At 71.3% G+C, this 19,145-nt stretch carries 16 protein-coding genes; 12 read left to right on the top strand and 4 right to left on the bottom strand.

Annotated features, from left to right (window positions below; genetic code table 11):
* Nucleotides 1-115 precede the first annotated feature (115 nt).
* The 4 genes from OG403_RS04085 (at nucleotide 116) to OG403_RS04070 (ending at nucleotide 3,098) form a co-directional block, all read left to right on the top strand.
* Entirely contained in the window at nucleotides 116-652 is a 537-nt protein-coding gene (locus tag OG403_RS04085; RefSeq protein WP_329561482.1) for a helix-turn-helix domain-containing protein, read from the top strand.
* Between the two features lie 191 nt (nucleotides 653-843).
* Nucleotides 844-1,110, top strand: coding sequence for a hypothetical protein (locus tag OG403_RS04080; RefSeq protein WP_329561480.1), 267 nt, complete (start codon nucleotides 844-846; stop codon nucleotides 1,108-1,110).
* Nucleotides 1,111-1,460: 350 nt separating this feature from the next.
* Entirely contained in the window at nucleotides 1,461-2,309 is an 849-nt protein-coding gene (locus tag OG403_RS04075; protein ID WP_329561479.1) for a hypothetical protein, read from the top strand.
* A 75-nt stretch (nucleotides 2,310-2,384) separates the two neighbouring features.
* The gene (locus OG403_RS04070) at nucleotides 2,385-3,098 is read left to right on the top strand and encodes a hypothetical protein (RefSeq protein ID WP_329561478.1); all 714 of its coding nucleotides are present in this window, start codon (nucleotides 2,385-2,387) and stop codon (nucleotides 3,096-3,098) included.
* Nucleotides 3,099-3,277: 179 nt separating this feature from the next.
* On the opposite strand, the gene OG403_RS04065 is transcribed toward OG403_RS04070, so the two are convergent.
* The 3 genes from OG403_RS04065 to OG403_RS04055 all read right to left on the bottom strand — a co-directional run bounded on the left by OG403_RS04065 (nucleotide 3,278) and on the right by OG403_RS04055 (nucleotide 7,693).
* Complete coding sequence (locus OG403_RS04065) at nucleotides 3,278-4,255, bottom strand: GlxA family transcriptional regulator (protein WP_329561476.1); 978 nt, start codon at nucleotides 4,253-4,255, stop codon at nucleotides 3,278-3,280.
* Nucleotides 4,256-4,265: 10 nt separating this feature from the next.
* Nucleotides 4,266-5,606, bottom strand: coding sequence for a lanthionine synthetase LanC family protein (locus OG403_RS04060; RefSeq protein WP_329561475.1), 1,341 nt, complete (start codon nucleotides 5,604-5,606; stop codon nucleotides 4,266-4,268).
* Nucleotides 5,607-5,695: 89 nt separating this feature from the next.
* Complete coding sequence (locus OG403_RS04055) at nucleotides 5,696-7,693, bottom strand: aldehyde dehydrogenase family protein (RefSeq protein WP_442910858.1); 1,998 nt, start codon at nucleotides 7,691-7,693, stop codon at nucleotides 5,696-5,698.
* A gap of 157 nt (nucleotides 7,694-7,850) precedes the next feature.
* On the opposite strand from OG403_RS04055, the gene OG403_RS04045 reads away from it, so the two are divergent.
* The gene (locus OG403_RS04045) at nucleotides 7,851-8,294 is read left to right on the top strand and encodes a MarR family winged helix-turn-helix transcriptional regulator (protein ID WP_329561474.1); all 444 of its coding nucleotides are present in this window, start codon (nucleotides 7,851-7,853) and stop codon (nucleotides 8,292-8,294) included.
* Nucleotides 8,295-8,348: 54 nt separating this feature from the next.
* On the opposite strand, the gene OG403_RS04040 is transcribed toward OG403_RS04045, so the two are convergent.
* Nucleotides 8,349-8,780: an NUDIX hydrolase gene (locus OG403_RS04040; protein ID WP_329561472.1), complete on the bottom strand. Its 432-nt coding sequence runs from the start codon at nucleotides 8,778-8,780 to the stop codon at nucleotides 8,349-8,351.
* A 601-nt stretch (nucleotides 8,781-9,381) separates the two neighbouring features.
* Between OG403_RS04040 and OG403_RS04035 the strand changes: the two genes are divergently transcribed.
* From OG403_RS04035 to OG403_RS04005, 7 genes are all read left to right on the top strand, one after another.
* Nucleotides 9,382-11,613, top strand: coding sequence for a hypothetical protein (locus OG403_RS04035; RefSeq protein ID WP_329561471.1), 2,232 nt, complete (start codon nucleotides 9,382-9,384; stop codon nucleotides 11,611-11,613).
* A gap of 1 nt (nucleotide 11,614) precedes the next feature.
* Nucleotides 11,615-12,835, top strand: a complete 1,221-nt coding sequence (locus tag OG403_RS04030) for a TRAFAC clade GTPase domain-containing protein (RefSeq protein WP_329561470.1) — start codon at nucleotides 11,615-11,617, stop codon at nucleotides 12,833-12,835.
* Nucleotides 12,836-12,908: 73 nt separating this feature from the next.
* A complete protein-coding gene (locus OG403_RS04025) occupies nucleotides 12,909-15,488 on the top strand; it encodes a GTPase-associated protein 1-related protein (protein ID WP_329561468.1) in 2,580 nt (859 codons plus the stop codon).
* Nucleotides 15,485-17,140: a TRAFAC clade GTPase domain-containing protein gene (locus tag OG403_RS04020; RefSeq protein WP_329561466.1), complete on the top strand. Its 1,656-nt coding sequence runs from the start codon at nucleotides 15,485-15,487 to the stop codon at nucleotides 17,138-17,140. Before OG403_RS04025 ends, OG403_RS04020 begins: the two co-directional genes overlap by 4 nt.
* 134 nt (nucleotides 17,141-17,274) lie before the next feature.
* Entirely contained in the window at nucleotides 17,275-17,403 is a 129-nt protein-coding gene (locus tag OG403_RS04015; RefSeq protein ID WP_329561463.1) for a hypothetical protein, read from the top strand.
* A gap of 82 nt (nucleotides 17,404-17,485) precedes the next feature.
* Entirely contained in the window at nucleotides 17,486-18,157 is a 672-nt protein-coding gene (locus tag OG403_RS04010) for a vWA domain-containing protein (RefSeq protein WP_329572087.1), read from the top strand.
* Nucleotides 18,151-19,131, top strand: a complete 981-nt coding sequence (locus OG403_RS04005; RefSeq protein WP_329561462.1) for a protein phosphatase 2C domain-containing protein — start codon at nucleotides 18,151-18,153, stop codon at nucleotides 19,129-19,131. Before OG403_RS04010 ends, OG403_RS04005 begins: the two co-directional genes overlap by 7 nt.
* The last annotated feature ends 14 nt before the right edge of the window (nucleotides 19,132-19,145 follow it).

Genomic DNA, 19,145 nt, shown 5'->3' with positions numbered 1-19,145 from the left:
AGAACGAACGAGTGACCGCTGGAGCGAACGCATGGCGCCCGATGATGTCCCCGCTGGCCCCCCTATCGCTGGTGCCCCGGCTGCCTCGGCTGTGGCCGGTGCCCCGGCTGCTCCGTTGAAGGTCATCGCCGCCTCGCTGCGCAGGGAGCGGACCAGGGCCGGTCTCTCGCTGACCGAGGTCGCCCGCCGGGCCGGGGTCGCCAAGTCGACGCTGTCCCAACTGGAGTCCGGCACCGGCAATCCCAGCCTGGAGACGCTCTGGGCGCTCTGCGTGGCCCTGGACACGCCGTTCGCCCGGCTGCTGGACGCGCCGCGCCCGCAGGTCCAGCTGATCCGGGCCGACGAGGGTCCCACCTTTGCCGCCGCTAAGGCCGACTACCGCGCGAGCCTGCTGGCCGCCGGCCCGCCGAACGCCCGCCGCGACATCTACTCGATCGCCGCCGAGCCGGGCCCCGGCCGGGTCTCCGACCCGCACATGCCGGGCGTCGTGGAGCACGTGATCCTGAGCACCGGTCGCGCCCTGGTCGGCCTTGCCGACGATCCGGTGGAACTGCGCCCGGGTGACTACATCGCCTATCCGGGCGACCTGCCGCACCTCTTCCAGGCGCTGGAGGCCGGGACGCGCGCCGTGCTGGTCTCGGAGCACGGGTAGGCGTCAACTCGGTTGCTTGTGAGGCGAGGTGACGCACCGTCGGACTGCCCAGGTGTGGCATGTCCACTGCCTGTTAGCTGAGATGAACGGAATCCATTGACTGGTCCAGACCAGTTCAATAGCCTTCTCTCGGCTCGCTTCGGCGGAGTCGGTGCTCAACTCCTTTCCCCCGCAACCGAAAGGCTCGTGGCATGACTCGACGTTTCCGTACAGCAGCAGCGCTCGCACTGGCGATCGGGGCCGGCCTGGTGACCGCCGGCACCGCCGAGGCCGCGCCGGCCCCCGCGCCCGGCTACACCTGGCACGCCGAGTACTTCTACCAGGACCAGTGCTCGACCGAGGGCAGTCTGGGCGTCGCCAACCACGAGTGGACGTCGTTCTACTGCACCTGGACGCCGTTCAACCCCGGCTTCACCGGCTCCGGCATCCTCGGCGCGGCCGACCTGTACGTGAACTAGGACCAGGTCCAGGCCACCCGAAGGACCGCTGCGTCATGACGAAGGCGCCCACCGTCACGGTGGGCGCCTTCGTCATGCGGTGGCGATCGCGACCACTACGACCGACCCAAGCTACCGGCTTCCGGACGGATCGGCGGAGTGCTTCTGAACACACTGCCGGAGGTCTTATGCGCAATTGACAGTATTCGAACGATCGGGCAAGAATCCGGGCACCCGACCGGTTCCTCGGCTCCGAGGACGGAGGCGGCAACGGCCGCCGGGGACCTTCACCGCTTCAGCTCCCAGGCGCTGCCACGCCTTGATCACCCGTGTCCGCTCCGCGGACCGGCGACCTCACCAGGGAAGACCCGATGCCCGCTTCCGCTCTGCCACCACGCCATGCCCGACGTGCCCGCCGACGACGGATCCGCCGCGCTGCCGTCTGTGGTGTGGTCGGCGCGGTCGGGCTGCTGGCCGTCCTGCTCACCGCCTGCGGCGGGGGCGGCGGGGGCGGTGCGGGGCGACAGCCCGCCGCCGGGGCGAGCGCCGTCGCGGCGGGGGCTCCGGGCGCGGCGGCCTCGCCGTCGACCGGCGGTGCCGCTGCGGGCGGTGCGGCTGCGGGCGGCGCTGCTGCGACTGGCGGTGCTGCGGGCGGCCCGGTGGCGGTGGCTTTCCCCGGCGGGGTGTCGCTGTCGGTGGCCGAGCTGCCGGCCGGCTCGGTCGAGCAGTGGAAGCCGCTGGCCGCGCCACGCACCGTGGCGGTGAGCCGGACCGTCCAGGTCAACGAGTGCGCGTCGATCGCCGGGGCCGCCGTCTGGCAGCAGTCGGGCTACGTCAGCGTCTACCAGACGCCCGCCGAGCAGGACCTGTTCAGCTTCCACGACGCCTCGGCCGCCCGGTCCGCCTACCAGAGCCTGGTGAGCCAGATGGGCGGCTGCCAGGCCGCGTCCCGCGCCCTGCAGACCAAGTCGCTCGGTACCGCGGACGCCCAGGTCGCCCAGACCGCCACCACCGGCCAGGGCACCGCCTGGTCACGTCACTGGACCGGCGTGCAAGGGTTCTCCGCATCCGGCGTGCAGACCGACCACCTCTACGCCGTCCAGCAGGGCAGCACCCTCGCCGTCGTCCACTTCGACGAATGGGCCGGTGTACCCGCCGCCCCCTACAGCACCCGATCCGATGCGGACCTGCTCACAGCGGTCGCCCATCGGCTCGGTTGATCCACCCCTCTCTCCCCTTTCTCTCCCCCTGCCAGTTCTCTTTTCCTGCCACTTCTCCCGTCCCTGGAGATAACCATGCCCAAGCACCGCATGCCCTCGCGCCGCCCGCATCTCCGCCGCTGGGCCGTCGGCCTCGTCGGCGCCGGCGCCGCCTCCCTGCTTGCCGCCGTCCCCGCGCACGCCGCCTCGTCCGTCGACGGCAGCATCTCGCCGACCGAGGTCATCCAGCGGGCCCAGAGCTGGGTCAGCGAAGGCGTGCCGTACAACCAGGGCGCCTACTACACGGACAGCAACGGCAGTTACCGCGAGGACTGCTCCGGTTTCGTCTCGATGGCCTGGCACCTGTCCGACAGCCTGGTCACCCAGACGCTGCCCAGCGTCTCCACCCAGATCAGCAGCAGCCAGCTGCAGCCGGGCGACGCGCTGGACTACACCGACGAGCACGTCATTCTGTTCGGCAACTGGATCGACCAGTCCGCCGGGACCTTCAACTACTACTCCGAGCAGAACTCGCGCGTGCTGACCAGCGAGTACCAGGGCGACCTGAGCGCCAGCTCGCTGGCCGGCTGGCCCACCAGCTCGTACACGCCGCTGCGTTACAACAACATCCAGGGCTCGGCGAGCACCACGCCGACCCCGACCCCGACCCCGGCGCCGGCTCCTGCCCCGGCTCCCGCGCCGGCTCCCGCTCCGACGCCCACCCCGGCGCCGGCCCCGACCAGCGGGGGGAGCGGTTCGCGGCCCGTGCACCACGGTTGGAGCTGGTACCCCAGCCACCGCTGGTGGTAAGCCCGATGCGCTGAGCTGACCAGTTGAGCTGACTGGCTGAGCTGACCGGCTGAGCTGACCGGCAGTGCGAACGCCCTCCCGCCCGGCGTGGGGGCGTTTCGCGCTGCCGGTCAGTTGTGGTACGGGATCTGATGGTGCGTCAGCTGCTTGCTGCGGTGGCCGGCAAATGAACTTGGCTGCTAACCCGCCGTCGCCCGGCTCAGCGTGGCGCGGTGCGCCGAGGGCGGGCTGCCGTAGCGTGCCTGGAACGCTTGGCGCAGCGTCTCGGTGGAGCCGAAGCCGCAGCGGCGGGCGACGACGGTCAGCGGTAGGGCGGTGGTCTCCAGCAGGGTCGCGGCGGCCTCGGTGCGGACGGTGCGGACGTAGCGGGCGGGGGGTTCGCCGAGCTGGTCGAGGAAGAGGCGGGACAGATGCCGCGCGCTGACGTCGGCGAGGGCGGCCAGCGCGGCGGTGGACAGATCGGCGTCCAGGTGCCCGGCGATGTGGCGGACGACCTGGTGCAGTACCCGGTGCGCCGGTGGCGCCTCCTGCACATGGGGTGACAACTGGGCCTGATTGCCCGGCCGTTGCATGTAGGTGACCAGCCAGCGGGCGATCGACCGGGTGAGCTCGGGGCCGTGGTCGGCCTCGACCAGGGCGAGGGTGAGGTCCAGCGCGCTGGTCACGCCGGCCGAGGTGCAGACCTCGCCGTCGATGATGTACAGCGGGCGCGGGTCCACCGTGACGGCCGGGTACTGGTGGGCGAGCCCCCGCGCGTACGCCCAGTGGGTGGTGGCCCGCCGCCCGTCCAGCAGGCCGGCCGCCGCCAGTATGCTCGCGCCGGTGCAGACCGAGGCCACCCGGCGGCTGCGGGCGGCCAGCCGGCGCACCTGGTCGAGCAGTCCGCCGTCGCCGGCCGCGCCGAGATGCCCCGGCCCGCCGACGACCACCAGGGTGTCCAGCGGCCCGCGGAGCTTCTCGACGGCGGCCTGGCTGAACAGCGCCAGCCCGCCGGCCGCGCGCACGGGGCGCCCCTGCGGGGAGGCCAGCCGGACCCGGTAGAGCGGGTCCGCGCCGAGCTGGTTGGCGGCCTCGAGGGTGGCGCTGACGCAGGCGATGTCGAGCAGTTCGGCCTGGTCGTAGCCGATGATCACGACCTGTCGGGCGGGGGCTGTCATGACGTTCAGCCTACGTCCGGGGTCTGGTGGCCTCGGTGGCCTCGGTGGCCTCGGCGGGGGCGGTGCCCGGCGGTTGGCGCGGTACGGCGGCTGGGTGGTCGGGCAGTTGCTGCGGCACGGCGATCGGATGGTCGGGCCAGGTGATCGCGTAGGCCGGGTCGCCGCCGGTGCCGAGGCGCACGAAGCGCAGCAGCTCGCGAACGATGCCGGCGTTGCCCATCGCCCAGCCGGTCTGCGGTTCGAGCCGGCTCGGGGTGGCGCTCGGTTCGACGTTCGACCAGCGCGCACCATCGGCATCCACCGTCGCCCGGGAGTTCAGGTCCGCGACCAGGATGCCAGCGAAGTCCAGCCCCTGGCCCTGCTCGACATACCGGTCGCAGGCCAGCGCCAGCACTCCCGCCGTCCCGCAGCAGTGGCCGCTGTTGTCCCAGAAGCCCGGCCGCAGCGGCTGCGGCAGACCGGAGTTGGTGACGGTGTGCCAGCACCGGTCGGCGAGTGCCGACCACGCCCGGTCGCCCAGCACCTCCCGCAGTAGCCGGAAGACCTGGGCGTCACCGGTCGGGCCGTTGCACCAGCCGTAGCTGTAGCGGGTGTTCCGCTCGGGCTGGTCCTGCGGGTCGGAGTGGGGGACCAGGAAGCCGGTCGGGCCGGCTTCGTCGCGGGCCACCACGTCCGAGGCGCCGACCGCCGCGAGCTCGATCAGGTCGGCGCGGTCCGTCGCCCGGCCGACGGCGGCCAGCGCGTGCACGACGCCCAGCGTGCCGTGCGAGATGTGGTGCAGCCGCGCCGGTCGGCCGGTGCGGGTCTGCCAGTGGACACCGCCCGGGGTCTGTTCCGCCGTGCGCAGATAGGGCGTTACCGCGAGCAGGGCCAGCTCGGTGTCGCCGGTGGCCAACGCGCCCAGCGCGATACCGGCGTTGCCGCCGAGCAGCTCGAACTGCGCGTTCCAGCGCGTCCCGTCGAACCGCGAACGCACCTGGTCCAGGGCGCGGTCCGCGGCGGCGCCGGCCCTCGCGTCGCCCAGCGTCCGGTGCGCGGCGCGCAACGCGAAGGCCATCCCGGTCAGACCGAAGTACAGCGAGCTGTGCTCCCAGTCCTCGACGGCGGCGGCGATGCTCCGGGCACCGCGCAGCGCGGCGTCGCCGTACCGGTCGTCCTGGAAGTGCCGTTGAGCCTCCAGCAGCGCCAGCACGATGCCGGCGGTGCCGCTGTAGAGCATCGGGTTGAGCTCGTCATCGGTCGGTCTGGTCGGCCAGGCCAGGCCGGTCCCGGTCTCCCGCGCGGAGCCGAGGAGCCAGTCCAGGGCCCCGGTTGCCAGACTCTCGGCGTCATGGGCATCATGCGGTCGCATCGTCACCATGGCGGAGAGCTTCGCATGCCGTCGACCGCCGGGCCAGGTCCGCGGTTCGGACCCGGCCCGGCGGTCGCTCAACGACCCGGTCAGCTCAGCGGCTTGTCCAGTACGGCCTTCGGGTGGCTGAACGTCTCGATCGAGTACTCGCCGTGGTAGCGGCCGATGCCGCTCTCGCCCACGCCGCCGAACGGCAGCTCGGGGACGGCCAGATGGGAGACGGTCAGGCCGAAGACCAGGCCACCGGAGGAGGTTTCCTCGGTCAGCCGCCGCTTGGTCGACTCGGAGTCGGTGAACGCGTACAGCGCGAGCGGCTTGTCGCGCTCGTTGATGAAGGCGATCGCCGCGTCGAGGTCGGGCACGGCGACGATCGGCAGCACCGGCCCGAAGATCTCCGCCCGCATCACCGGTGCCTCGGGGGAGACATCGGCCAGCACGGTCGGCGCCAAGTACCGAGCGGCCCGGTCGTGTTCGCCGCCGACGACCAGGCGGCCGTCGCCCAGCAGCGCGGTGAGCCGGTCGTGGTGGCGCTCGTTGACGACCCGGCCGTACTCGGGGTTGGCGGCCGGGTCCTGGCCGTACAACGCCTCGACGGCGGTGGCCAGTTCGGCCTCCAGCGCGGTGGCCGTGTCGCCGATGGCGAGCACGTAGTCGGGGGCGACGCAGGTCTGGCCCGCGTTCTGGAACTTGCCCCGGGCGATCCGCTGCGCGGTGACCGCCAGGTCGGCACCCGGTTCGACCAACGCCGGGCTCTTGCCGCCGAGTTCGAGGGTGACAGGAGTGAGGTGCTTGGCGGCGGCCGCCATCACGATCCGCCCGACCACGCCGTTGCCGGTGTAGAAGATGTGGTCGAAGCGCTGCTCCAGCAGCGCGGTGGTCTCCGGCACCGCGCCCTCGACCACCGCCACCGCCTCGCGGTCCAGGTAGCGCGGCAGCAGCCGGGCCAGCGCCGCCGAGGTCGCCGGGGCCAGCTCGCTGGGCTTGACCAGCACGGTGTTGCCGGCCGCCAGGGCGCCCACCACCGGGGCCAGGGCGAGCTGCAGCGGGTAGTTCCACGGTGCGATGACCAGCACCACGCCGAGCGGGTCGCGGACCACCTGGGCCTCGGCGGGCCGGAAGGCGGCCGGCACGGCGGCGGGGCGCGGGGCCAGCCACTGCGCCAGGTGCGCCACCGTGTGGTCCAGCTCGTTCAGGGTGAAGCCGATCTCGCTGCGGTAGGCCTCGGTCTCGCTCTTGCCGAGGTCGGTCCGGAGCGCGGCCAGGAACTCATCGGACTGCTCGGTGAGCAGGGCGCGCAGCGCGGCCAGCTGGGCCAGCCGCCAGGCGAGCGGCCGGGTCCGGCCGGTGTCGAAGCCCGCACGCAGCCGGGCCACCACGGCGGCCGGTTCGGTGGCCGCGGCCCGCACCAGCGTCCGGGCCAACTCGGCGGAGGAGCCGGGGTTCTGGCCGGTGTAGAGGTTGCGGTCGACCACCGTGTGCGGGGTGAACGGCGCGGCCTCCACGAAGTCGGCGCCGAGCTCGACCAGCCGGTCCTGGACCAGCCAGCGGGCCTTCTCGGCGAGGCCGACCGCGGCCTCCTCGGCGTTGCTGAAGGCGGTCATCCGGTAGCCGGCGAACGGCCAGCTGCCGTCCTCACGGCGGGCGGCGAGCAGCGCGGCGGGCGCGTGGCAGACCACGCCCAGCGGCCGGCCGGACTCCAGGGTCCGGGTCAGGATCCGGCCGGAGGCCTCGTCCACCGCGAGGTCCTCCATCGGGCCGTGGCCGCCCGGGTAGAAGACCAGGTCGTAGTCGTCCGGGTCGACCTCCGCCAGCTTGGCCGGGTGCTCCAGCGCCTCGCGGATGGACTCCAGATAGCCGGCGAGCTCCTCGGCCCGCTGCTGCCCGCCGGCGGCCGCCGCGCTCAGGCTGCCCCGGTCGACAGGGGCGGCGACACCGTCGGGGGTGGCGATGGTGATCCGGTGGCCCGCCTCGGTGAAGATCCGGTGCGGCTCGGCGAGCTCCTCGGCCCAGAAGCCGGTGGGGTGCGCGGTGCCGTCGGCCAGGGTCCAGTGGGTGGCGCCGGTGACGACGAACAGAACGGAGGTCATGGGTGGTGCTCCAGGCTTGGCAGTGGCTGAGGTCCGACGGCGCGCGGGGCGGAGCGGGCCAGGCTTGAAGTCCTAGATGGTTGATGCCTTCAAGCAATAGGTCGAAGGTAGACCTGAAAGATTGAGGATGTCAAGCAATCTCCCGTAGACTTCAGCCATGACTGAGCCCACCGTGCCGCCCGCCCCCGCCCCCACGCCCACCCGGCTGATGGACGAGCTGGCGCGGGCCGCGGCGGCGTACTACCGGCAGTTCGCCGCGATGGCGGCCGAGAGCGGCCTGACCCTGATGCAGGGCAAGACACTCAGCCTGCTGCGCGAGCCCAGATCGATGCGCAGCCTGGCCGAGCTGCTCGCCTGCGACGCCTCCAACATCACCGGGATCGTCGACCGCCTGGAGAGCCGCGGCCTGGTCCGCCGCGAGGTCGACCCGGCCGACCGGCGGATCAAGAACGTGCTGCTGACCGAGGAGGGGGAGCAGGCCGTCCACCGGATCCGCGCGCGGGTGATGTCCGGCCTCAGCGGGCTGGAGCGGCTGAGCGAGGAGGAGCGGTCGAGTCTGCTGGCGCTGCTGGGGCGGGTGTTCCCGGAGGGGGCGCTCTGAGGTTTCCCGGGCTTGTGGCGTGCGTTCGAACGAGCCCGAGGTCTCTATCGAGCGCTAACGAGCGGCGATGAGTTCGCCGCGCTCGACAGCCTCGCGCAGCACGGCGGCGAACTCCTCGGGCAGGAGGTTCACGGCGTCGAGCGCCGTGGTGGTGAGCGGGATCTCCTCCAGGAGGTACTCGCCGCGCCCCTCCTGGCTGAACTCAGGGCCGGTGCGGTCCTCGAAGCTCCACTTCTCGATCGTGGCCAGGTAGAAGTCCTGGTGCTCGTCGTCGTTTTCGATGGTGTGGAGGAGCGAGACGATCCGGGCCTCGCCGGCGATCTCCTCGCGCACCTCGCGGAGCAGGGCGTCCTCGGGGCTCGAGTCGGTCGGTTCGACCTTGCCGCCGACGATGACCCAGTAGGCGGGGATGCCGGGGCGGATGCGCTTGATCAGCAGCATGGTGTTGTTCGGGGTGAGGAGGACGGCTCGGACTCGCGCTTGCATGGTGGTCTGCTTTCTGTGTGGTGAGGCGGGACAGGTCAGTGGAGGAGCCAGCCTCCGTCGACGTGCAACGTTCTCTTGCCGGTCTGCGTCCTGCAGGTCGTCCAGCCTGGTTCGTCGTCGTAGGCGATGCTCTTTTGCCCAGGGTTTGCCGTCCAGCTGGCCCCGCGGCCGGAGGGCAAGAAAGGTGCCGTGGGCGACGAGGATGCCGGAGGTGAGGAACATATTCCGGTACGTCTGGTTCTTCCGCAGAGCGCTGAGCTGCAGGGCGCCGAGCCGCTGTCGAACGAGCAGTCTGGCCTGACTCAGCGGAAGGCTTGGCGGTGGCTCGGTCGGCACTGCGATCGGCGGTCCTTTGTTCCGAGGTGTCGGCGTCGGGTTTGCCAGCGGCAGGTCGGCCTCTGTCGTCTCGCGGGATCTCATCGATGGGGTGAAAAGGAGGACAGCGGAGCTGCGCGTCTGCTGTGATGGGGGATCTGCCGGGTTGGCATGTCGTTATGAGTTGATGCGGGCAGTGGCCGGCGTGGCTTCGAAGCCGGGGCCGGACCTGCGGGAGCGTGGAGGCGGGGCACGGTTGGCGACGGGGGCAGGTGGGGAAACGGGGGTGGGGTTGCCGGCGTTCCCCGCGGTGGTGGACTACGCAGGACTGGTTGACGATCTTCAGGCGCTCGGGGCCCGGCATGTCGCGCAGGCTCTGGTGCTTCCCGGCCCCGGCCCGATCGGTGAGGTCAGACCCGCATTCCGGGTGCTGGACGGTCTCTGGTTTCCCGGCCGTGCCAAGCGGTGGCGGCGGGCCGACCAGGTGTACGTGCAAGAGATCGCGGATGGTTGGACGAGCTCGGGGGACCCGCGGAGCGGTGCCGCAGCAGCCGTTCTGGACCGAGTGCACGAGGTCCTGGAGTCCGATCGGATGGGACTTCGGTGGCTGACGCTCTATCAGTTGTTTGTTCTGCTCCGGGAGCATCCGCAAGGTATCGGAGCCGCTGCTGCCGAGGAGCTGGGTGTGCATCCGGACGAGGCAGCGGAGCTGGCGGCCGCCGTCGGCTGGCGGGGCGCGGACCGGGAGGCGGCGGAGGGAGTGCTGGATGCCTGGCGGGCCCGGCGGCTGCGGCAGGCGACTGCCTTCGCCGACCGGCTGCCCGTGGCGTCCGGTGACCATCTACTCGAACAGCTCCGGCATCGGATCTCGGCCGACCGGGCGGAGCTGAGCGGTCTACTCGATGAGGCAGCGGTGCTGGAACGGCTCGATCGCGCCGAGGAGGCCGTCGCCTGCTGCCTGCGGGCGCTGCGTCTCGGAGCAGACGAACCGGCCGCCGTCTCCGCTCTGGTCAGGGTCTCCAGTCGCCTGCCGGGGGCGGCCGGTGCGCCCGAGATCCGCGCCGTGCCCACGGCCCGAGGGGTCCGGTTGACCTGGCAGCGCGCCGCCTTGCGGTCTCCTGGCAGCCCAGCGGTGTCGTACCGGGTCCTGCGGAGTTCGGTGGACGCGTCGGGACGACTGGTTGAGGTCGGCTGCGGCAGTCAGCGAGAACTGCTGGACAGCAGCGTTGAGTTCGGCAGCACGGTGCGCTACGCGGTGCTGCCGCTGGCGGGCGGGGCAGTGGCGGGCCGGGCGCTGGTCGGTGGACCGTGCCTGGTCGCGCCCGAGGTGTCCGGCCTCGACCTGACCCCGGGACGTCGGCTGGTGGTGGTGGCCTGGCAGGCGCCGCGGGGGGCGGCGGCCGTGCGGGTGTGGCGGCGGGCCGAGCCCGGCCCGGGCGGGTCCGAGCAGCCCGTGCGGGTCAGCTGCGAGCGCGCGGGATTCGTCGACGAGGGGTTGGCACCGGGCGGTTACGTCTACACGGTTCGATGTGGCTACTCGTCGCCTGACGGTCAGCGTGTCTGGTCCGACGGGGTGTCCGCCCGGGTGCTCGTCGAGGAGTGGCCGGATGCGTTGGAGGCGCTGGCAATCAGCCGGGCGGACACTGCGGGGGCGGTCCGGGTGGAGTGGGTCGCGCCGGAACGTGGCGAGGTACGGCTGGTCCAGTGGCCGGATGCCCTGCCGCCGGCCTCCGGTGAGGACCTCACACACCGTGCCGACGGCCTGGCGCCGCTGCCCGGCCGCTCGGTGCCCTCGCAGCGTAAGGCTGTTGAGCTCGACCTGCCGCTTGGAGCGCTCACTCGGCTCACCGCGATCACGACGCTCGGTCGGCGGACCGTTGCCGGGCCGACGCTGCTGCTCGACACTCTCGGCGCCGAAAGCGAGTTGGCAGTGGTGCGCGCCGCCGACGGCACAGCCCGGGTCTCCTTCGCCTGGCCTGACCCGGCGCAGCAGGTCATTGTCAGTTGGACCCAGGGTGGACGGACCGAGGTCCGGAGCGTGGTGCGAACCAGCTACCTGCGTGAAGGCCTGACCTTGCCGGTCGACGACCGACCGTGCCGGGTGACGGTCTCCCCGGTCCGCAGTGAGGCCGCTGACCTGGTCGTCACGGACTCGGCTGACTTTGTGCTGCCCACCTGTGTCCGGGTGTCCTGGACACTGGGCCGGCCCCGTTGGCGGGCCTCGACGTTCCTGCCTGTCGAGATCCGTGCCGTCCGGCCGACCACTGACGAGGAATCACGCTGTCCCGACTTCCGGCTGGTTGCGCTGGCCGGCACGGTTCGCCCGATCCGGCCGGAGCAGGGCACCGAACTCCTGCACGTCACCGGGGAGGAGCTGGCGTCCGCAGCGGCGGTCGTCACCCGCCTCGACGTGCGGGAGCTGTTCCGTCCCTCTGTCCTGCGGGCCTTTCTGACCGGCCCGCACGCTGCCGGTGCCCGGCTGCAGGATCCTCCGCTCGATGCTCTGGTGGTGCGCTGAGATGACCGATGTGGTTTGCCCCTACTGCTTCACCCGGGACAACGCATCCCGGCTGCAGTACCGGTGCCTGATGTCGTCTGTGGGAGTACGGGGCAGCAGCCCGTGCGGGCCCGAGCCGGACGACGTGTGGGCGACGTTCACCGGACGCGCCGCGAGCGGGGGCAACCAGCGGGCGGCGCTGCGGGGGCCGCTGTTCGATCCGCCGGGTCGGCTCGGCGCGAGGAAGGGGCGCGCTGCCTGCCCGAACTGTGGGGTTACCACGCCGGTCCGGGCCTGTCGGACCTGCCACAGCGACCTGCCCACCGACTACTGCGATCAGCAGAGCCGGATCATCGCGTTGGTCGGGCCGAAGACGGCGGGGAAGAGCACGGCCACCACAGTGCTGGTCCACGAGCTGCGCGGCCGGGCAGGCCGTCCCTTCGGCGCGGCGCTGCCCGCGATGGGGGCATCGACGCAGGCTCGGTTCCAGGAGATGGAGGAGGACCTGTACGACGGGTTGCGGCTGCCTGCCCCGACCCAGAGCGCCGCGATGAGCTTCAACGACCCGCTGATGTTTCGGCTGAGCCTGCCGCGGCCCGGGTTGCGGGGCGACGGGAGCCGGCACACTTCGCTGGTCTTCTTCGACGCAGCCGGGGAGAACCTGGCCAGCGCCGAGGCGATGGATCGCTACACCGCTTACCTGGCCGCTGCCGACGGGATCATTCTGATGGTGGATCCGCTTCAGCTGCGGACGGTCCGCGACCTGCTCGCCGAGCAGGGCAGACATCTGCCTGATATCGAGGCCCCGCCGGTCCAGATCGTGGCCGACCTGGCCGAACAGCTGCGCGGTCACCGGCGCGGCAACTCCCAGGGAAGGGTGTCGACACCGCTGGCCGTGGCGCTGACCAAGAGCGACGAGCTCCGTACGGTCCTGCCGCCCGGCTCACCGGTGGCCACCAACGCCACGCACACCGGCGGCAAGTTGGACGAGGCGGACCGGCTCGGCGTCCACCACGAGGTGCGGGCGCTCCTGGAGGACTGGGACGGTGGAGCGCTGTACCGCCAACTCGACCGGGATTTCCAGACCTTCTCGCTATTCGCGCTCTCCGCCCTGGGGGCGCCGCCGCCTGCCGGCGCCCCGGCCGACGCACCCAAGCAGGGACCGCAGCCGGTCCGAGTGGAGGACCCGTTGTTCTGGCTGCTCGGTCTCCGTGGGCTGCTTCCGGTCAGGCGGGCGAAGTGACAAGGGGCGGACGGCACCCGCGCCCACAGCTCGGGCGGGCCAGTACGCAGTGGTTGCACGAAAGGGGATGACGGTGGCACTGGAGCAGTTGCACTACACCTCGGCGCCGCCCGGTCCAGATGGATCGGGGTTCCGATTCACCGCGGTATCGGCGGGGATCGGTCCCGAGATCCTCCGGCAGGCCGAGCCGGTGTTGGGGTACGAGCCGCCGCGTGATGCCCCGGCCCGGCCGGATGATGCAGAACTGGCCTCTTTCCCCGTGACGTTGGCGTTCACCCGGCTGGCGGATGGCAGTGGCTTGCTCAGTCGGACGGTGTACACCGGCGCCGACTACACCGGGCGCTACGGCAACTTCCACGCCCACGCCGTTCACCTGCCGCATGGTGCCGTGCTGCCAGGCCGACTGCTCCCCGTGGAGGCCTGGGGATCGCCGACTTGGCGGTCCACGGACCCGGGGAACTCCACCACGGAACCGCTGGCGGAATTCGCGCCCGGCGGCACCTTCGGCCGGGAGGTGTTGACCCGCTTCGCCCGGGAGCGCGGCGACCGGCTGGCCGCCTTCCTGGCGGATGTGCGGGAGCTCTTTGCCGAGCAGGCCGGCCCCCAACTGGTGCTGGTCGAACAGGATCCGTCGTGTGTCGCGCGGTGGGTCGCGCTCGCGTGCGGAGCCCTGCCCGCCCGGTACGCGGCCGAGCTCACGTTCACCACCTACACCCGGCGCCCCTACCGTTCGAAGCACATGGTGGTGGGAATACGGCAGGACGCCGAGTTCGGCTTCGGCCCGGCCGAACTCGACCATCAGTACCGTGTGCATCATGGGGCGGGCGGCCCGTCGAGTCCCGCTCGGTCCAGCCTCTGGGCCCAGGTCGCGGCCCAGGTCTGGTTGGCCGGTCGACCCGAACTCTTTCGGCGGGCCACGAACGGGCGAGCGGCAGCCGAGACAACCGACCGTTTGGACGAGTTCGGAACGGGTCGGCTCGCAGCGCTGGCACTGGGTGCGGGCATCGACCCGACGGCGGATGGTCTCCACGCGGCGGTCGACTGGGCCTGCGGCCATGCCCGGGAGTACGACGAGGCCTTCTGGTGCGTCTTCGTCGAAGGCATGGTGGCTTCCGCTGCCAACGGAAAGCTAACGTCGGAACCGGAGTTCGGGCGGCTTGGCGCCGCGCTGTGCGCTGCTGGGTGGCCGGAGTGTGTCACCGACATGGTGGCCACCGCAGCGGTCCGTGCCGTGTTGCGTGCCCCTTCGTCAACCGGCGCCGTCGACCGGCGGCTGCTCCGGCTGAGCACGGCGGCGACCCAGGTGCTCGCGGCCGAGATCGGTGCCGCGCTCCGAGCAGTGGTCTCGGACGGCGTCGCGCCGCTCCAGCGGATACTGGTGCTGCTCGAAATCGCGGAGCAGCTGGGAGTTGAGCCCGGTTCGGAGTCGAGCCACCTGGCCGGCCGTCTGGCGGAAGCCCTGGTCGGCTCCGGGGGCCAGACGGCGGAACGCGCGTCTGCGCTGCTGGGCCGGGAGTACGGCGCTTCGCTGTGCTCCGCGGTGCTGGATCGGCTCAACGACATCGTCCTGGAGGGCGATCCGTGGGCGGCCACGACTGCACTGGCTAATCGTCATATTGACTGGAAATCGGCGGACCTGGCTGAGTATCCGCATTTGCGGATGGTTCTCGCGGCACCCGCCGGCGCCGGCGGACTGCCGTTGCTGCGTCATCTGCTGAACGCACCTGTCGTCTTGTCGGTGTCCGAGGACCCTTCGCTGCTCCGCACGGTCTACCGGCTGGCCTGGCCGACCGCTCGGCCCGGCATCGGCGACGCCCTTGAGCTGCTGGCCATGCTCGGCAGTGATCGGCTGCGGTCGGCCGGTCTACAGCACGACCTGGTGGCCGTAGCGCTCGGGAGCACACCGGACGACGTCCATGCCCCGGCTCTCGCAGCAGCTCTGCTCCGTGGGGGTATGGCCGAGGGGCGGGAAGCAGCCGCGCTCGAAGCGCTGGTGCACTCCGCTCAGGTGAGTTCCGGTGAAGCCGGGTCCGGCTTCACCGGAAGGGCGCTGGCGCTGGCGTACCGGGCCCGGCCACTCGAACCGGCCATCGCCCGGCTACTCGACGACGCGGTGGCAAACAGGGTGCTGGTGGGCTTCGGGCCATCCGCGTGGACCGGGACCGGCGTTTGCGAGGTACTGCTCGCCGAGGAGCTTGTCACCCTGGCTAACAGCGGGGACGAGGGTCTGCTGTCGGCCTATCAGCGGCTGGCCGGGGAGACCTCGATGCTGGACCGGATGCGGTCGGACCTGCGCTACCCGGCCGCCTGCTTCGTCGCGTGGCAGTCCATGCCGGGTGCCTCGCAACTCTGGGACCGGACCAGGCAACGGCTGTTGACCGAGGTCCTGAAGCCGCTGTTGCGCAGGCTTTCGCCGGACGAGCTGGCCGAGATCGGGCGGATGGTCGGGCGGGCTCCCTTCAAGATCCCCAGCGGCGGGTCATGGGCCGAGCAGTGGAAGGGGTGGCACCGGCCGGGCCTCGCAGAGCGCTTCGGATTGCGCCGCAGGTCGGAGCGGACCGCCCGGCCGACGGCGCACGGGCGGTCGCCTGACCTGGCCCCACCGCCTCGGGCCGAGAACGGCCGTGGCAGAGATCGGGAGGACGGACGATGAACCTTGCCGTCTGGTTGGTAGTCCGTGATGTGGCGCTGGCGCTGCTGGCGGTGGTCGCCGTGGTCGGCAGTCTGACCGCCCTGGTCAGCGCACCAGAGTTCTACGGCATTTTTGCCCAGACCGCCGGGCGACGCCTGGGCCCCTGGCGGCCCGGACGCCCGGACCACCGGATCGTGCTGCCAGGCTCCGGCAGTGAGCCCGCGTATGCCTCGTACTGGTGGCGGCAGGTCTGGGTCGACGCCGGCACCGCCGCCCGGTACGGAGCTCGAGCCTGGTGGCGCCGACTCGTCGATGACTGGTTGAACGAGCGTGGCTGGCGCCGGATGCAGGGGCTGAATCGGGCGGGGCGCGCGTTCGACCACTGGGTGGGCCGCAAGCTGGCCAGGTTGGCCGGTCTGGGCATTGCGGTGGGTGCGGTGGTGGGCGCGGCGCTGTCCGCCGCGGTCGTGGTCGTCCTGCTCCTGCTGCTCGCGGTGCAACTCGGAATTTTTGTGGGTTCGTTGGCGGCAACCGCGTTCGTGGCACGTGCTCTGGAGCGGCTGTGGCTGAAGGTACGGGGGATCCGGATGCGCTGCCCGTACCCAGGGTGCTGGGAGGCCATCGACCTCCCCGTGTACCAGTGCGAGGGCTGTTCGCGGCGGCATACGGCACTTCGGCCCGGCAGGTACGGGGTGTTCCGCAGGGTCTGCCAGTGTGGGCAGATCCTGCCGACCAGCTCGCCGGGGCGTCGAGGGCGGCTGGTCTCGCTCTGCCCGCACTGCAGTCGCGCCCTGCCCGACGGGCTCGGCTCGGCCCGACTGGTGCACCTGCCGCTGATCGGTGCCGACTCCTCGGGTAAGACCATGCTGCTGATGGCTGCCGTGACGGGGCTGCTGGCGGGGACCTGGCGCTCCGGGCTCACGGTCGATTTCGGAACCGCTGCCGACCAGGACCGGTATGAGCGGGCTGAGCAGTTGCTGCGTTCGGGTGACTGGGTTCGGGCGACCACCGAGACGCTCCCGCAAGCCTTCATGGTCCGAGTGTCGAAGGGGCGCCGACGTCGGCTGCTGTATCTGTACGACCCGATGGGGGAGGCGCTTCGGAAGACCGACTCGCTGCGTGACCAGCGCTACCTAGCCCATGCGGACGGGGTGTTGCTGGTCTGCGACGTGCTTGCGGACCGAGAGTTCCGCAGCAGGCTGTCCGCCGGGGAGGAGGACGAGACCGTGCTGGCCCGGCCCGCGCGCGAGCAGCCCACGGTGACCTTCGACCGGCTCGCCGGAGAGTTCCAAGCAATGTCCGGGCGCCGGGCGCGCACCCCGGTGGCCGTGGCGGTGACCAAACGGGACGTGCTGGATGGGCTGGAGAGCTGTGGGCCGGTGGCGGCCGGTGCCGGGGTGGGCGAGTGGCTCTGCGAGGTGGGACTGGAGAGTCTGGTCCGGGGCCTCAGCCGGAGCTTCGGTGAGGCTAGGTACTGGGCCGTCAGCTCACGTACTGCGACCGGACCGCAGGCGCTGGACGCCGAGGCTGCGACTGCCGCCGCCCCGGTGCTCTGGCTGCTGTCTCGCACCGGGCTGCCGGTCGGGGCACTGGTTCCGGACGGTCGAAGGGTGTCGGGAGCCGGTATCGGAGGACGGCGGCGTGTTCCGACCGGAGTAAGTCGACATGAATGATAGTTAGGCAGATTGCCCGGATCAGTTTAAGTAAGTTTCTGACGGCTCATCAGTGGTGCGGTAGATTCGGATCGCTGATCACCCGGACCGCCTGATGCGCCGGACGCATGTCGGTCGGGCGAGAGGAGGATGTAGTGGACGTACCGGAACACATCGCGCGCCAGCGCAGAGTCGTACTGGTGCTGTTCGTGGTGGCAGCTTCGGTTGCCGCCCTGGGCATGCTGGCAGCCGCAGGCCTGCTGCTCGCCCACAGCGTCACCTGATCGTTCAACCGGCCTTCGGTGTTCCGGGGAGATGCCATTCGAGGGGGAAAGAAACACCATGAGCGACATGCCCGGCGGTCCGATGGCGACCAGGCCGGTCCACTTCTTCTGGATCCTCGACTGCTCTTACTCGATGGAGTTCGAGGGGAAGATCGGAGCGCTGAACTACGCCATCCGCGAGGCACTTCCGGCCATGCAGTCCGTAGCGCACGACAACCCCGCGGCCTCTCTGCTGGTGCGAGTGCTGACGTTCTCGTCCAGCGCGCGGTGGCAGCAGGCCACGCCCGTCCCGATCGACGACTTTCGCTGGACGGACGTCAAAACCGAGGGCATGACCAATCTCGGTGAGGCGTTGAAGATGGTCGCCCGGGAGTTGGAAATCCCACCGATGCCCTCGCGAGCGTTGAAGCCGGTGCTGGCCCTGGTGTCCGACGGGCAGCCGACCGACGACTGGCGCGCTGGACTGCAGGCGATCGACGCGACGCCATGGGGACAGCGAGCGGTCCGGGTCGCCATCGGCATTGGTGAGGACGCCGACCGGGAGGTGCTCAAGGAGTTCCTGGCCAACCCCGAGCTCGAACCACTCGACGCCGGTAGCCCCAAGGCCTTGGCATCGGCGATTCGTTGGGCGTCCACTGTGGCGGTAAAGGCGGCCTCCAAGCCGATGGCGGGTAAGGAGGAGGGCTCCGGCGGCTACGGAGCGTACGCTCCACCGGTGGTGTCGCAGGACGATGACGACGATGACGTGTGGTGACTGTGCCGCCTGCCCAGCCTGAGGGTGAACGCTTGCCCGTAGCTGGTCCGGAGGCCGGTTGGCGGATCCTGCACCACGGTGTGACCGGCCCGCATAAGGCACGCTGCCAGGACTACGCTGAGGGCCGGACGCTCGTCGTGGACGACGGGCCACGGTCCACCCAGGTGCTGTTGCTCGCAGCGGCGGACGGGCACGGTGCCTCGCCGCACTCCCGCAGCCACCACGGCGCGCGCTTCGCGGTGGAGGTCTTCCTGGGCCTGGCCGGGGAGTTCGCCGAACGCGCTGTTCGGGGGCAGTCACTGCCCCGACTACGGGCGGAGGCCCAGCAGCGGATGCCGCACGACATCGTGCGGGCCTGGGAGGAGCGGTGCGCCGAGCATCTGCGGGAGCATCCGTTGGACACCCCGCCCCCGGCAGCGGACGAACCGCCGAAGCGACGTGACCTGCTGCCGTACGGCACGACTCTGGTCGGTGCCGTGCTCACCCCGGGGCTGGTGGCGGCCTGGCAGCTCGGCGACGGCGAGTTGACCCTGGTCGGCCAGGACACCGGTGGTCCGCTGCTACCGCTGGCGCCGGTGCATCCCGAACTGGGTGACGAGACCGACTCGTTGTGCAGCCGCGACGCACCCATGCTGATGCGGGTGCACTGGGCTCCGCTGGCGAGGTCGGCGCGCCCGCCGGGTCTGCTGATGCTCTCCACCGACGGGCTGTCCAAGAGCTTCGTCGACCGGGCAGGTTTCGAGGAGTTCGCCCGGGGGTTCTACACGCGGCTGGAGCGAACGGGCCTCTCGGCGGTGCAGGACGATCTGCCACAGTGGTTGGCCAGGGCGGCCGGCTACTCCGGCGACGATACGACCCTGGTGGCAGCCTGGTACGACCGGGGCAACCGGAAGGGCCGAGGGGTGGCGGAGCCGGCCGCCGAAGACAGCGTGTACGAGGCGGAGCGACCCGCCCTTCCAGAGGACTCCGAATGACCAGTGGAATGCTC

Origin of the sequence: Kitasatospora sp. NBC_01266 (genome assembly GCF_036242395.1) — a bacterium.
GTDB lineage: Bacteria > Actinomycetota > Actinomycetes > Streptomycetales > Streptomycetaceae > Kitasatospora.
The sequence above is the reverse complement of the archived record's forward strand: the minus strand, read 5'-3'. Positions and strand labels throughout refer to the sequence as shown.